The following is a 13,197-nucleotide window of genomic DNA, read 5'->3' on the forward strand; positions in this document are numbered from 1 at the left end:
AATCGGGTTTCCGGCGGAGGTTGGTTTGTGATTTCAAGCTGTGGATGTGGACCGAACCGAGCCCTAGCCGGATGGCCAAGAGGACTAAGCGCTACCGGTCCGGCGAACAGATCCTCCGCTGATGCCCAAGCCTGGGGGTCGCGGCCGTCCGCGCGAGGTTGATTTTCCGTGAGGTGATCAACGCGGTGAGCTACCTTGTGCGCTCGGGTTGCGGCTGGCGGATGCTGCCGATCCATTTCGGTGCCTGGCAGACGGTCTGCGGCTGGTTTCGTGCGTTGGCGCGGCGCTTTCTGTTCCAGACCATCCACGACGTGGCGCTGAGTGTGGCCTGAGCCGACGCCTAGAGATAACCCTGGAATTGGTCCGATCACCGCAGCACGATCGCCGCAACCGTCACAGCCGCGTTGCTCCTCTTCGGCCTACAATCGGCTGCGCGGCTAGGTCTTCGCCGCGGCAAAGCTTGACAGAACAAGTTTGGTTGGGTGCGTGCTCTTCGCGGAATCGATCGTCAAATCTGCTGCAACTTATTGAGATGATATTAAGACCGTATGTCCGCTTCTGCCGGTGAGGTGGCTCGCCCTACACTGCGCGTCCGAGGGTTGCTCGGGCGGGCCGAGCCGATCCTCATCACAGGAGGACGAGCCGTGTCAGATTATAGGGAAGCATTTGTCGGAATCGATGTCGCAAAGCTTAGGAACGCTATCGCGATTGCGGATGCCGGCCGGGAGGGAGAAGTTCGCTTCTTCGGCGAGGTCAACGCCTCGGATGAGAGCATGCGCCGAGGGAACGTCAGGAATTCTGTGCGCGAGGCCGGTTTCGTCATTGGCTAACGAACCTTTCGCCGAAGACGACGGCGAACTGGGTTTTGGCCTCGAACCACTCGCGCGGCAGTCGTTTCCAATCCTCGGCGGCGTGGTTCAGGACCAGATATAACAGTTTCATTGCCGCGTCGTCATTGGGGAAATGGCCTTGGGTGCAGACGGCGCGGCGCAGTTTCGAGTTCAGCGCCTCGATCGCGTTCGTGGTGTAGATGATCCGGCGCACGCTTTCGGGGAGGCGAAGAACGGCACCACGTGTTGCCAGTTGCGCCGCCAGCTCTGGCTGATCGCCGGATACCGCTGGCCCCAGTAGCCGGCTTCGAATTCCTCCAGGGCCTTCATGCCGGCTTCGGCATCCTTTGCCCGGTAGATCGCGCGCAGCGCCGGCACGACCGGCTTGCGATCCTTCCACGACACGAACTCCAGCGAATGGCGGATCAGATGCACGATGCAGGTTTGGACCACGGTCTGGGGGAAGACGGCGTGATCGCCTCGGGGAAGCCCTTCAGGCCGTCGACCACGGCGATCAGGACGTCGCCGACGCCACGGCTCTCCAGCTCGTTCATGACGCGCAGCCAGAACTTGGCGCCCTCGGTCTGCTCGATCCAAATGCCGAGGATCTCCTTCGTGCCGTCCGGCAGGATGCCGAGCGCGATGTACGGCCTTGTTGCGCACGAAGCCCTCGTCCCTGATCTTGACCCGGATCGCATCGAAGAAGACGAGCGGATAGATCGCATCCAGCGGGCGGTTCTGCCACTCGGCCACTTCCTCCAGGACGGCGTCGGTGACGGCCGAGATTAGGTCCGGCGACACGTCGGTGCCGTAGAGCTCCTCCAGATGGCCGCGGATCTCGCGCACCGTCATGCCGCGCGCGTACATGGAGATGATCTTGTCGTTGAAATCGGGAAAGCGGCGCCGGGTATTTGGCGATCAGCTTCGGATCGAAGGTCCCGGCCCGGTCGCGCGGGATCGACAGCGTCATCTTCGACGTGCCCGTCAGAACCGACTTCCTCGAATGGGCATTGCGGCGATTGGCGCTGCCGTCGGTGCGGTCGTCCTCGAGGTGCTCGTCGAGTTCAGCGTTCAGAATCCGTTCCGAAAGCGCCTCCTTCAGGTCGTCGAGCAATCCATCCTTGGCAAACACCTCATTCGGATCGCGGCCGGCAAGCAGTTGGTCCAGAAGTTCCTTCTCGATAGCCATGTGATGATTCTCTCCTTTCCATCATCATGGCCTCGCGCACAGAATTCCTGACAGTCCCTGCGCCGATGCACGCGGCCGCCTCCCTCAAGCCATCGAGTACGATCAGACCACTAATGCATGAGACCCTGTTCGGCTTGCACGCCGCCACTGGCATGCGCATCTCCGAAGCCTTGACGCTTCAGATCGATGACGTGACCACCGATGGCTTGATCATCCGACAGACCAAATTCCAGAAGAGCCCGATTGCTGCCGCTCCACCGCACGACATGGGTCGTCCTGGACCGGTATTTGGCGGCCCGTCGCCGCGTCGGGCCCTTAAACAGCGCGCTGTTCGTCTCGCCCGCAGGTACACCACCGTCCTACCATACGGTGGTCGCTATCTTCCTTTGCCTGGCGCGATCGATCGGCCTGCGCGGAGACCTCGGCCAAGCGGGACCCCCCCTTTCATGATCTGCGGCACACCTTCGCCGTGCGCTCCCTGGAGCAATGCCGGCACGATCGCGATGCCGTCGGCCGCCATATCGTCGCTCTCAGCACTTACCTCGGCCACGCGCACGTCACCGACACCTACTGGTATCTGCAGGCGACGCCGATCCTGATGAGGCAGATCGCGGCGGCCGGCGAAGCCTTGCACCAAGGAGCCGTAGCATGACCGCGCTGGCACCGCATCTCACCGCCTTTCTGCGCCAGCACCTGCCGCACGAGCGGCGGGCCAGTTCGCACACCTGCGCGGCCTACGCCTACAGCTTCCAACTGCTACTCTCCTTCGCGGCTGACCGACTGCGGACTACGCCATCCGGCCTCGACATCGAGCAGCTCGATCCGCCACTCCTCCTTGCCTTCCTGGAATACATCGAGGAAGGACGCGGCAACTCGGCGCGCACTGTCTTGCCGCCATCAAAGCATTCTTCCGCTTCCTCGAGTATCGGCTCCCGTCCTGTCTGGACCAGGGCACACCGGGTCCGGGCGATCCCAATGAAGAAGGTCGACGAGGTGGGTCGTGGTGACCCGTGCATGCCCGAGCCAGGCTTAGATCGTCAAAAGGTCCACGCCGGACTGGAGAAGCTTCATGGCGAGGGAGTGCCGGAAGATGTGCGGCGATATGGGCTTGTCGGCCAAAGCCGGTCTGGTAGGCCCGGCGCTCGTTGCGGGCGCCAAGGAATTTCGGTCGCGGCTCGTGATGGGCGATCCCGCGCTGGCTCAACAAGGATGTCAGCGCCCGCAGCCGGGTCCTTAGCAATGGGGACGACGCGGTCTCTACGCCCTTTGCCGCGCAGCAGCACTTGTGGGTGCGGCCGCTCCAACTGAAGGTCGTTTGCGTTGACGCCGGTGGCTTCGGAGGCCCGGGCGCCGGTCCGTGCCAAGAAGAGCAGAAAGGCTCGGTCGCGCCGACCACGGGGCGTCTTTGGATCGGGCGCCGCGACGAGGGTGTCCACTTCGGCCGCGGTGAGGTGGTACGTCACGTCAATGTGCGTCCGTTTAATGGGAATCGTCAGCACGCGTTGGGCGACGCCGAAGGATGCCGGGTCGGCGGCAGCGACGTGGCGGAAGAACGATCGGATCGCGGCCAAGCGGGCGTTGCGCGTGGTGACGGAATTGTTCCGCTTCTCCTCGAGTTCGTCGAGAAAAGCGAGAACGAGGTCTCGATCGAGATCTTCGAGCGCCAACGCCGCCGGCTTCTTACGCAACCGGTCGGCGGCAAAGAGGATCAGCATGCGCAAGGCGTCGCGATAGCTGGCCACGGTCGCGGGAGTCGCATTGCGCTGCTTCGTGAGGCGCCGGCGGAAATAGGACTCCAGGAGCGGCGCCAGGAGCAGTCGTTCGCTCATGCTGCGCCTCCATCGAGGGCGGCACGCTCAACCGCGATAGCGAGGAGCTCCGCCGAGCCCGTGGGGTAGTAGGCCGTGTCGCTGTACTAACGTGGCCGAGATATGTGGCGAGCAAAGGCAATAGCGCCTGAACGTCGGCGCGCTGTTGGTGCCAGAGGCTGAGGCGGGTCACGGCAAACCGGTGCCTGAGATCGTGCGGCCCTAACGGCTTACCGCCATCAAAGTCGGCGAGTTTAGGGTCCTCGGCAAAGCCGTTTTGCAGGCCGGTCGCCGAGAGGCGGTTGCCCCGGGAACTGAGGGGAAAAGCGGCGTCGCGCTCACGGGCATAGCAACCAAGGGCACCCTGGGTTGTCGTGTGAAGTGGAACGAGACGATCCTTGCGGAACTTTGTCTTCCGAATGAGGAGAACCCCGTTGGTGAGATCAACGTCGGAACGATCAAGCCCGACTACTTCCCCCGATCGCAGCCCCGAACTCGCCAACCATCCGATCAGCGTCGCCAACGTCCGCCCTCGGGATGCTAGGCGAAACGCGGGCGCATGCTTCGATAAGTGACGTCAACTCAGCCTCGCTGAGAGCCCGTCGTGGCGAGTAGCAGCAGGACGGCTCGATCGCGGACGTCGACCGGCATCGTTGCGCCGATCGCATCGATTGCGCGCCGAAGGTCATCCCATGCAAGGCGCGGCGGCAAATGCGCCAAACGCCAATGAGGCGTCCTTAGGACGACGCGTTCGAGATCCTGGTCATGGTGGCCAGCCCAACATAAAAACTGAAGAAATGTTCGGATGTGAGAAGTCGCCGCCGTGCGGGTGCCGGTGACCGCTGACCAGCTTCCCGTCGATCCGGATGCGCTGAAGGGCGATGGTCCTGGCGCGCGATGTCGAGAATGCCCCGGCTGATCCAGATCATCAAGGAATTGCAGCGTCACCGCTTTGGCCGAAGAGCTGAGACGCTTCCGGCTCAGTTCCTGCTGGGGCTCGAAGAAGCCGAACAGATTAATGCCGCCGGCGAGGAAGAGCAGGAACAGACCGCTCCTTCCGAGAATCAAGCAAAGGCTGCGAAGTGCCGGACGAACCGTGGAGCGCTGCCGGTCCATCTTCCGCGCGTGGAGATGGTGGTCGAGATAGAGGACCATGTCCGTGCTGTCGCAATGGCCTTCACCGGATCGGCGAGGACGTGAGCGAGCGGCTCGACATCGTTCCGGCGGTCTGACGATGCCTATCCTGATTTTCGTATCGGGCTGTTAAGTTTTCCTTTCTGCCACTCGCGGTCATCCAACGGATGGAACATATCCCGGACTACGATCGGCAACCGCCGCTATACTCGTTTGCGATCGCAATTTCAGATGAATCACATCGCAAAATTGTATTTGACCGCCGCCGAGCCGGGGCTGATTGTGGATGGCGGTTAGATTGAGAGACGAGGTACGTTTAGAACTACCGCTGCGTGATGTTCAGAAGGAAGACGGGACCGTGACGAAGCTGGCCCACGGCCCAACTCCCCAGGCCGCTAGCGTGTTTGCCCGCCACACGCGCGCATCAGGGATGGTCCTCAAGCCGCGGGCTTTGCGAGCAGTCGCTGAGCGCTCGGGCTGGATCGCCACAGTGATATAGAGGACGATCAGCGAGAGGACGGGCAGCAGTCTAGCAGTGAGGACACTGCGGCAATCGTAGGGTCGATTTGATGTCGAATGTCCTCCCACATCTTCAGCGGGAGGGTGCAGATCGCGAATCCGCCTACCAGCGATGTAACGACGACCTCATCGAAGGAACTGAGGAATGCAAACACGGCATCACCGATAATGCCTGGCGGAATTATCGGTAGCGTTACCCTTACAAAGGTCTGCACTGGCCTGGCGCGCATGCTCTTCGCCGCCTGCTCCGCCGCTCATCCGCGCGGTAGAAGATCTGCTGCCGCTCTCAGGCTCGATGGCGAAGAATTCTGCCATGGCGGATGGGTATCGAGTCGAGAATGCGCTTAAGGGCGCTAACCGAGGGGCTGGTCTGATTAGATTCGATCAACGAGAGGGTGGAATTTGTAATGCCGACACGCTTCGCCAATTGCCTTTGAGAGCCTATGGAGCTGCCGAATGTATCATAGTCGCGCGCCAAGATCATCCATTACCAGTCTCCGACAGTGTTGCGGCTGTTGTAGGAGACGCAACATTCTCCTGACCAACGACATGAAAATAGATAGTTAGCCGGTTTGAGAAAAGGACTCGTTCGGCTTTTTATGCGCCCCATGTACAGAAAACGAGGGGTTCAAAGCCAGAGCTATCTAACACCTTACAGTCAGCCGGAATTGTTGGACACGGGTCGTGGTGGCCGAATTGGAGGGCATAATGACGTCGACAATCTGGAATCTACCGATCGCGGACACCCACAATTTGTCCGCCAGCGCAGGCGTGTTGAGCTTCGTCGGCGGCGCTGGCGACTTTGATGATGCTGGTCGTATTCGCAACCCGGGGGACTTCGACAGGCAGATCGAGGGCGCGATGGCGAACATAGCGGAGGCCCTTGCCACCGAAGGGTGCGCCCTCGATGACGTGGTGCGGCTGAAGGCGCATTACACCGCCGAGCGCGACGACTGGGAAATGATCGCGGCCTTGGCCCGCTTCTTCAAGGCGGACCCCATGCCTGTGATCAGCACTATGCCAGAGCCCTTGCAGCCTTTCTCCGGCCAGACGATCCAGATCCAGGCCATCGCCCAGCGCGGTTGGCGAGCGCACTCCGACGTGCGAGCGGTGCCGCGGCCGGTGCCACCCGAGAGACGGGCTCTCTTCGACGGTCGGACGGCCATCGGGGGCTTGCGAGCGGGCGAGTTCATCGCCCTCGCCAACCGCACAGCGGAGGACGCCGACGGCGCGCTGCGCCATCCGGACGACGGAGTGGCCCAGAGCCACTTCATTATGGAGAGACATGCCGAGACGCTGGCCGCGCTCGGCGCGTCCTTCCAGGACTGCGTCAAGTTAGAGGGCTACTACTTTGGCTCCACGCATGAGGAGTGGGCGCCGCTCGCCAAGGCGCGGGCGAGCCACTTTCGCGAGCCGGGACCGGCTGGGACCGTGGTTCCCTGCCACCACCTCAACCCAAAGGGGGCCTTGACCAAGGTCGAGGTTATAGCCATGCGCGAGGTCCGGAATGGCCGAGACAAATACATCCCGCGCGAGGACCATTGGCCGACGCGCGTGTGGGACTGGGCGATCCCTGTGCCCTACCGTCAAGCCATCCGGCTGCGCGATACCGTCTGGCTCGGCGGCCAATGGCCGGGCCTCCCCCACGACAACACAGGGCTGGCCGTCATGAAAGGCCAGCTCATCCCCCAAACCCGCTTTACCATGAGCTTAATCCAAGATCTCTTGCGTCCTTTCGGCCGAACCCCGGCAGACTTGAAACTCATGGTCTGCTATTTCGCTTCGACCGGAAGCGAAGCCGAGACGGCCGCTTTCGTCAATACCGTCGCCGATTGCGTGGGTGGAACGCTTCCGCCGCTGACGCTCGTACCGAAGTCAAAGACGGACTCTGGAAATATGGACGGTGAGGCAACAGTGGAGATTTGGGGCGTTGCGCAGGGGTGGTGAGGGCGCCTTGGTGCGCCCCGAAAGGAGAATCGCTATGCCTTTCGTCGCCATGATGCAGCGCGAAACCAACTCGTTGTCGTCTTTCCCGGCGCCCTCTCCGCCTTCGCGGTAGGCGGTGTACCAGTGGTGGGCGCCAAGCGATCGAAAAGTACGTCTGCCCGCACCATGCATGATGTAACCAAAATACAAGTAGTCCCGCTCTGAACGGGAAATCAACGGAGGGAGGAATAGATCATGAATGCTATTGTAGACCGCGTGAACCGCCGAGCCTTTATCAAGGCCGGCGCCGCGTTTGGTGGCGGCATCATCGCTGCGGGCCTGCCATTGTCGCAGGCGATCTGGGCCGCGGAAGGCAAGGTTCTCAAAGCGCGTTCCGTTACTGCGTTCGGAACCCTTGACCCCGGCTTCTACCAGAATTCGGTCGATGTGGACGTATCGAACTGCTGCTATTCCAAGCTCACGCACTTCAAGCCGGGTTCCGAGTGGGGGTGGGAGTTGGAGTCGGCAGAAAAGATCGAACAGGTCGATCCCACCCATATCCGCTTCCGTCTCAAGAAAGGCATCAAATTCACCGGCGGCCATGGCGAGTTGACTGCGAAGGACGTCAAGTTCTCGTTCGAGCGTGTCATCAAGCATAACTCGCCGGTGAAGCCCGATTGGGGTCCGCTCGATCATGTAGAAATCGAGGATGAGTATACCGGGGTCATCGTGCTGAAGACGCCGTTCGTTCCGGTCTGGAACATTTCCCTCCCTTACGGGGTGGGACACATCGTTTCCGAGGATGCGGTCATGAAGGCCACCAAGGATGGCGGCGATTTCGGCATGAAGCCGCCGGCCTTTTCCGGCCCATATGTGCTCGCTGACTGGAAGCCGAACCAGTATCTAATCCTGACGCGCAATCCGGATTGGTCAGGCCCGAAACCGGGCTTTGACGAAATCCGGATCGTTCCTATCCTCGACGACAAGACGGCGGAACGGGCTTACCAGGCGGGCGACGTCGATTTCACTGTTTTCAGTGTGGATTCGCTTGCGACCTTTAAGAGTAATCCGCCCGCCAATACCAAGGTCGAGGAAAAGGCCGCGCGCTATTACTATTGGATTGGCATGAACGTGGATCACCCGAAGCTCAAGGATGAGAATGTGCGCAAGGCGATCCAATGGGCGATCAATGTGCCGCAGGTCCTGGATGCCGCCTTTGCCGGTCAGGCAACCGTCGCGACGGGGCTCATTCCTCCAGGTATGGTGGGCCATCGCGACAAGGCGCTCGTTCCACCGGAAGGCGATCTCGCAAAGGCTAAGGAGTTTCTGGACAAGGCCGCTGTGAGCGATCTGACCCTAACCATCGATTGCCTGAACGAGAGCATCTTTACGACCATTGCCCAAACGGTACAGGCGCAATTATCCCAAATCGGCGTTTCCCTTGAAGTCAAAGTGCAGGATTCCGGCTCGTTTTGGACGCTTGGAATGGAATCGGATGGCGAGCGCTGGAAAGATCTGCAGCTCATCATCAACTACTCATTCATCATGCCGGATCCGTATTTTTCAACCACCTATTTCGTGAGCGATCAGGTTGGTGTTTGGAACTGGGAGCGTTTCCACAACGAACGTTTTGACGAGCTTAACGCAAAGGCGGTCACCGTCAGCGACCCCGTGGAGCGCGCCAAGCTCTATCATGAGATGCAGGATCTCATGGAAGAGTCTGGGGCCTACCGGTTCCTTACCACACTCGGGGCGCCGATCATGTATCGAAGCACGAAAACGCGTGCCGCATGCCGCCCCGACGGGGTCCCATTGTTTCTAGAGTTTACGCCGGTTTAGGTTAGAACGACCTGGTCTGAGAACATGTGGCTATATATCCTCAAGCGGATCGTCCTCGGGGTTGCAATTATTGTGATCGCGGTGACGCTTGTGTTCCTGATGATCCATGCCGCGCCGGGCGATCCTGCCGCAGCTCTGCTCGGCCCACGCGCGACGCCAGAGATGATAGCCCAGCTTCACCAGCAGATGGGGCTGGGTAAGCCGTTTATCGTACAGCTCGCCACCTTCTTCGGAGGGCTGCTCAATGGCAATCTCGGTTACGACGTGTTCAGCCAGCGACCTGTTGCGGATATCGTGTTCGAGCAACTGCCCTATACGATCGAACTGATTTTGGTCTCGATCTTATGGGCGGTCGTGATCGCGGTGCCACTCGGCTGTTACTCGGCGATGCGTCGTAACGGTGTGATCGATCAGGTTGTCGGCGTAGTCGCGGTCGCCACGATCGCTATTCCTTCCTTCGTCATGGCAGTCTACGCACTTCTGATATTCGCTGTTACGCTCCATTGGTTGCCAGCAATCGGGGCCGGGGAGGGTTTGGGGGAGGGACTCGGCCACCTTATTCTGCCGGCCTTCGCCATCGGCATTGGCTGGGTTGGCTATATCTCCCGACTGGTACGGGCATCGATGCTCGAGATCCTGGGGGAGAACCATGTACGCATGGCTCGCTCCTTCGGGATTTCCGAATGGCGTATCGTTTCGCGTTACGCGCTACCGCTTGCGATCCTGCCGACCGTGACCATTATTGGCGTAGGCATAGCGTGGCTGCTCTCGTCGGCTGTCTTTATTGAGGTGGTTTTCGCGAGACCTGGCATCGGTGCCTTGATCGTGCAGGCCGTTAATACGCGTAACTATCCGATCGTTATGGGGGTTGTGCTCGTAACCACCTTTCTGACAGTCGTCGCCACCACGGTCTCCGATCTGATCGCGGCCTCTCTCGATCCTCGAACCCGCGAGAAACTTTAACATGACGGAGGTTGAAGCCATCCGCGGCGAATCCGATGGAGAGAAGGACCCCGGCGCCTTTCGCACGTTTCTCGAACAATTGCAAAAGAACCATCTGGGTGTGCTTGGAGCCGCGCTCGTGGCGCTCGTGTTCGCGAGCGCGATCTTCGCTCCGCTGATTGTCACGCATGATCCGACCCGGATCATGGTCGGGCCGCGTCTGGCTGCGCCTTCACTGGATTTTCTGCTGGGCACGGACCAACTGGGCCGCGACACATTCTCGCGCGTCATAATGGGCGGCCGGATTCCGCTCCTTGTCGCTTTCGCCTCCCTTGGCAGTTCGCTGTTGATCGGCCTGGCGCTTGGCCTTATCGCAGGCTTCGGACCGAGGTGGTTGGACAATTTGCTCCTTCTTTTTTTCGATACCATCCGCTCCTTTCCCGGCATTATCTTTGCATTGGCCATTATCGGGCTGCTTGGACCCAGTCTGGCCAGCGTCATTTTCGTCATCGCAATAACCTCGATGCCCATTTATGCGAGAGTCGCACGCACCCAGACAGAGGCGCTTCGCAACAGTGAATATATATCCGCGGAGCGCAGCATGGGCGCCGGCACGACGCGTATCCTCACCGTCCACGTACTGCCCAACGTCATCGGGCCGCTGATAATTCTCGTGAGCATGGACGTGCCAGCCGTCATCGCCATAGAGGCAGGTCTCAGTTTTCTTGGATTGGGCGTACGTCCACCGACGCCCGATTGGGGAGCTATCCTCAACGATGGTTACAATTTTATCCAGCAGACGCCTTGGCTGGTCGTTGCCGGCGGCATTCCGATCGTCCTCGCAACGCTAGGCTTCACATTCCTGGGGGAGGCGCTACGCGACATATTCGATCCAAAGCTGCGGAGTGATCTATGATGATACCAGACGATCAGTCATCGCGTCCGGCTTCTCCGCTCTTGGAAATCCGTGGGCTCAATCTCGACTTCGGTACGCCACGCGGGCGCGTTCATGCGCTGCGAAACGTTTCCCTTGATATTCCAGCCGCACAGGTGGTTGGTATCGTCGGCGAGAGTGGATCTGGAAAATCAACGCTTGCCTATGCAGTGATGGGTCTGCTTTCAGAAAATGCCGAGGTCACAGCTGGCAACATCCTGTTTGAAGGACGAGACCTGCTCGACATGCCCGCTCATGCGCGTCGGGGCCTGCTCGGCGATCGACTTTCCATGATCTTCCAGGACCCGATGACTGCACTCAATCCCGTGCGGTCCATTGAGAACCAGATGATCGATATCCAGCACCACGAGCAAAGAAGCCGAAGCGAAAAACGTACTCGTGCTATCGACATGCTTCACCGGGTCGGAATTCCCGATCCGCAAAGCCGCATCGGCGGATATCCGCATCACTATTCCGGCGGAATGCGTCAGCGGGTATGCATCGCAATGGCGCTTCTTGTAAGACCGGCGCTCCTCATCGCCGACGAGCCAACCACTGCACTAGATGCAACGCTCGAAGTGCAGATCATTCATCTCCTCAAAGATCTGCAAGGAGAGTTTGGTTGCTCGGTCCTTTTCGTATCCCATCATCTTGGCGCTGTGGCTGAGTTGTGCGACCGGGTCGTCGTCATGTATGCGGGCGAAGTGGTGGAGCAGGGGACTGTACGCGACATCTTCCACAATCCTGGTCATCCCTACACCCGCGCGCTGCTTGAGTGCGATCCGGGGCGGATCAGGCAAAAGACGCGCACTTTGCCGACTATTTCCGGCGAGGTGCCCAGTCTCCTCGGCTACAAAAAAGGGTGCATCTTCAGCGCGCGATGCCCGCAGGCGTTCGATCGCTGCCACCGTGAGATACCAATCGAGTACTCCATCGGCCTGGAGCAGACCGCGCGATGCCATCTGCTCGATGAAAAGCGGGTGGTTTTGGTATGAGTGCCCTTCTCCGCATTCAGGACCTCTGCGTCCGCTTCCGCACCATGGGTCCGCTGAAGGCGCTCGCGACCGGCACAAAAGCACCTTTCATAGATGCGGTGTGCGGCGTCTCGTTTGAAATCCACAAGGGCGAGACGCTGGCCCTTGTCGGCGAAAGCGGCTCGGGCAAATCCACCATCGCGCGCACGATTATCGGCTTGCAGCGGGCGGTGAGCGGCACCATCAGCTTCGAGGGACAGGAGCTCACGGCGCTCCGCGCTGCCGAACGCAAGCCCTATTTGCGGCGCATGGCGATGACGTTCCAGGATCCGATCGGTTCACTCTCGCCCAGGCTGACGGTGCGATCGCTCCTGACGGAGCCTTTCCGCATCCACGGGCTAATGGATCGCGACGCAGGAGCCGAAGCGACGCGTCTGCTGCGTATGGTGGGCTTGCCGGCAGATTTTGTTGGCCGCTATCCCCATCAGCTTTCCGGCGGACAGGCCAGGCGCGTCAGTCTCGCGCGAGCCCTCGCGCTCAAACCCAATTTGATCATCGCCGATGAGCCGACCGCCGGCCTCGATGTCTCTGTACAGGGCGAGGTGCTCAATCTTCTCGCGCGGCTTCAGGACGAACTCGGTATGGCGATCCTGATTATCACGCATAATCTTAACGTTGTGCGCCACATGACCGATCGCATGGCAATCATGTATCTCGGCCGCTTTATTGAGGTCGGCTCGACCGAGCGTATCTTTGAGTACCCGCGTCATCCCTACACCGAGGCGCTGCTTGCGGCCAATCCCGAGCCAGATCCCGATGCGGTGCTCAATAGGATCGAGCTCAAGGGTGAGGTGCCGAGCCTGTTGCGGCGGCCATCCGGCTGCGAGTTCCACACCCGTTGTCGCTACGCGCAGGATATCTGCAGCCGCGTCTTCCCTGAAACTTCACCAAGCCTAGATGGTACGGAGCACAGCTTCAGATGCCACTTCCCGCTGGAGCGCGAAACCGCGATGCCATTTGAGCAGAGACGGCTTTCTTCAGGCGGACCAACCCTGAAATGAAAAAAACACCATCGCTTTTTCCAGGCGTGCAAAGCGCGGCG

At 60.2% G+C, this 13,197-nt stretch carries 9 protein-coding genes and 6 pseudogenes; 10 read left to right on the forward strand and 5 right to left on the reverse strand.

Annotated elements, in window-relative coordinates:
• Window positions 1-44: 44 nt before the first annotated feature.
• Together EJ075_RS16315 and EJ075_RS33645 are read left to right on the forward strand one after the other, a co-directional pair.
• Window positions 45-314 (forward strand): annotated as a pseudogene (locus EJ075_RS16315) (transposase); the annotation flags it as partial.
• A gap of 234 nt (window positions 315-548) precedes the next feature.
• A pseudogene (locus EJ075_RS33645) lies at window positions 549-782 on the forward strand (IS110 family transposase); the annotation flags it as partial.
• Between the two features lie 37 nt (window positions 783-819).
• On the opposite strand, the pseudogene EJ075_RS16325 reads toward EJ075_RS33645, so the two are convergent.
• Window positions 820-2,019, reverse strand: a pseudogene (locus tag EJ075_RS16325) (IS256 family transposase).
• A gap of 469 nt (window positions 2,020-2,488) precedes the next feature.
• Between EJ075_RS16325 and EJ075_RS33650 the strand changes: the two are divergent.
• On the forward strand, window positions 2,489-2,671 hold the full coding sequence (locus EJ075_RS33650) for a hypothetical protein (protein WP_245458171.1): 183 nt from the start codon (window positions 2,489-2,491) through the stop codon (window positions 2,669-2,671).
• Between the two features lie 415 nt (window positions 2,672-3,086).
• On the opposite strand, the gene EJ075_RS16340 is transcribed toward EJ075_RS33650, so the two are convergent.
• Both EJ075_RS16340 and EJ075_RS33655 read right to left on the reverse strand, forming a co-directional pair.
• Complete coding sequence (locus tag EJ075_RS16340) at window positions 3,087-3,848, reverse strand: tyrosine-type recombinase/integrase (protein WP_245458172.1); 762 nt, start codon at window positions 3,846-3,848, stop codon at window positions 3,087-3,089.
• A 229-nt stretch (window positions 3,849-4,077) separates the two neighbouring features.
• Window positions 4,078-4,350, reverse strand: a pseudogene (locus tag EJ075_RS33655) (tyrosine-type recombinase/integrase); the annotation flags it as partial.
• Window positions 4,351-4,698: 348 nt separating this feature from the next.
• On the opposite strand from EJ075_RS33655, the pseudogene EJ075_RS16355 reads away from it, so the two are divergent.
• A pseudogene (locus EJ075_RS16355) lies at window positions 4,699-5,053 on the forward strand (IS66 family transposase zinc-finger binding domain-containing protein); the annotation flags it as partial.
• A gap of 414 nt (window positions 5,054-5,467) precedes the next feature.
• On the opposite strand, the gene EJ075_RS33155 reads toward EJ075_RS16355, so the two are convergent.
• Both EJ075_RS33155 and EJ075_RS16365 read right to left on the reverse strand, forming a co-directional pair.
• Entirely contained in the window at window positions 5,468-5,710 is a 243-nt protein-coding gene (locus tag EJ075_RS33155; RefSeq protein ID WP_164547118.1) for a hypothetical protein, read from the reverse strand.
• Window positions 5,711-5,733: 23 nt separating this feature from the next.
• Window positions 5,734-5,938, reverse strand: a pseudogene (locus EJ075_RS16365) (helix-turn-helix domain-containing protein); the annotation flags it as partial.
• 250 nt (window positions 5,939-6,188) lie between these two features.
• Between EJ075_RS16365 and EJ075_RS16370 the strand changes: the two are divergent.
• The 6 genes from EJ075_RS16370 (at window position 6,189) to EJ075_RS16395 (ending at window position 13,156) form a co-directional block, all read left to right on the forward strand.
• Window positions 6,189-7,427, forward strand: coding sequence for a RidA family protein (locus tag EJ075_RS16370; protein ID WP_126105000.1), 1,239 nt, complete (start codon window positions 6,189-6,191; stop codon window positions 7,425-7,427).
• A gap of 234 nt (window positions 7,428-7,661) precedes the next feature.
• Window positions 7,662-9,245, forward strand: coding sequence for an ABC transporter substrate-binding protein (locus tag EJ075_RS16375; RefSeq protein WP_126105001.1), 1,584 nt, complete (start codon window positions 7,662-7,664; stop codon window positions 9,243-9,245).
• A gap of 24 nt (window positions 9,246-9,269) precedes the next feature.
• Window positions 9,270-10,208 carry an ABC transporter permease gene (locus tag EJ075_RS16380; RefSeq protein WP_126105002.1) on the forward strand — a complete coding sequence of 313 codons (939 nt, stop codon included), beginning with the start codon at window positions 9,270-9,272 and terminating at the stop codon, window positions 10,206-10,208.
• A gap of 1 nt (window position 10,209) precedes the next feature.
• Window positions 10,210-11,103 carry an ABC transporter permease gene (locus EJ075_RS16385; protein ID WP_126105003.1) on the forward strand — a complete coding sequence of 298 codons (894 nt, stop codon included), beginning with the start codon at window positions 10,210-10,212 and terminating at the stop codon, window positions 11,101-11,103.
• The gene (locus EJ075_RS16390; RefSeq protein ID WP_126105004.1) at window positions 11,100-12,116 is read left to right on the forward strand and encodes an ABC transporter ATP-binding protein; all 1,017 of its coding nucleotides are present in this window, start codon (window positions 11,100-11,102) and stop codon (window positions 12,114-12,116) included. Before EJ075_RS16385 ends, EJ075_RS16390 begins: the two co-directional genes overlap by 4 nt.
• Window positions 12,113-13,156, forward strand: coding sequence for an ABC transporter ATP-binding protein (locus EJ075_RS16395; RefSeq protein ID WP_126105005.1), 1,044 nt, complete (start codon window positions 12,113-12,115; stop codon window positions 13,154-13,156). The genes EJ075_RS16390 and EJ075_RS16395 overlap by 4 nt, the downstream gene beginning before the upstream one ends.
• Window positions 13,157-13,197: the final 41 nt, after the last annotated feature.

Origin of the sequence: Mesorhizobium sp. M6A.T.Cr.TU.016.01.1.1 (genome assembly GCF_003952585.1) — a bacterium.
GTDB classification, from domain to species: Bacteria; Pseudomonadota; Alphaproteobacteria; order Rhizobiales; family Rhizobiaceae; genus Mesorhizobium; species Mesorhizobium mediterraneum.

Coding starts and splice junctions, on each gene's coding strand:
- EJ075_RS16380 (WP_126105002.1), top strand. CDS start 9,270: ATGTGGCTATATATCCTCAAGCGGATCGTCCTCGGGGTTGCAATTATT.
- EJ075_RS16375 (WP_126105001.1), top strand. CDS start 7,662: ATGAATGCTATTGTAGACCGCGTGAACCGCCGAGCCTTTATCAAGGCC.
- EJ075_RS16395 (WP_126105005.1), top strand. CDS start 12,113: ATGAGTGCCCTTCTCCGCATTCAGGACCTCTGCGTCCGCTTCCGCACC.
- EJ075_RS16390 (WP_126105004.1), top strand. CDS start 11,100: ATGATGATACCAGACGATCAGTCATCGCGTCCGGCTTCTCCGCTCTTG.
- EJ075_RS16385 (WP_126105003.1), top strand. CDS start 10,210: ATGACGGAGGTTGAAGCCATCCGCGGCGAATCCGATGGAGAGAAGGAC.
- EJ075_RS16370 (WP_126105000.1), top strand. CDS start 6,189: ATGACGTCGACAATCTGGAATCTACCGATCGCGGACACCCACAATTTG.
- EJ075_RS16340 (WP_245458172.1), bottom strand. CDS start 3,848: ATGAGCGAACGACTGCTCCTGGCGCCGCTCCTGGAGTCCTATTTCCGC.
- EJ075_RS33155 (WP_164547118.1), bottom strand. CDS start 5,710: ATGCGCGCCAGGCCAGTGCAGACCTTTGTAAGGGTAACGCTACCGATA.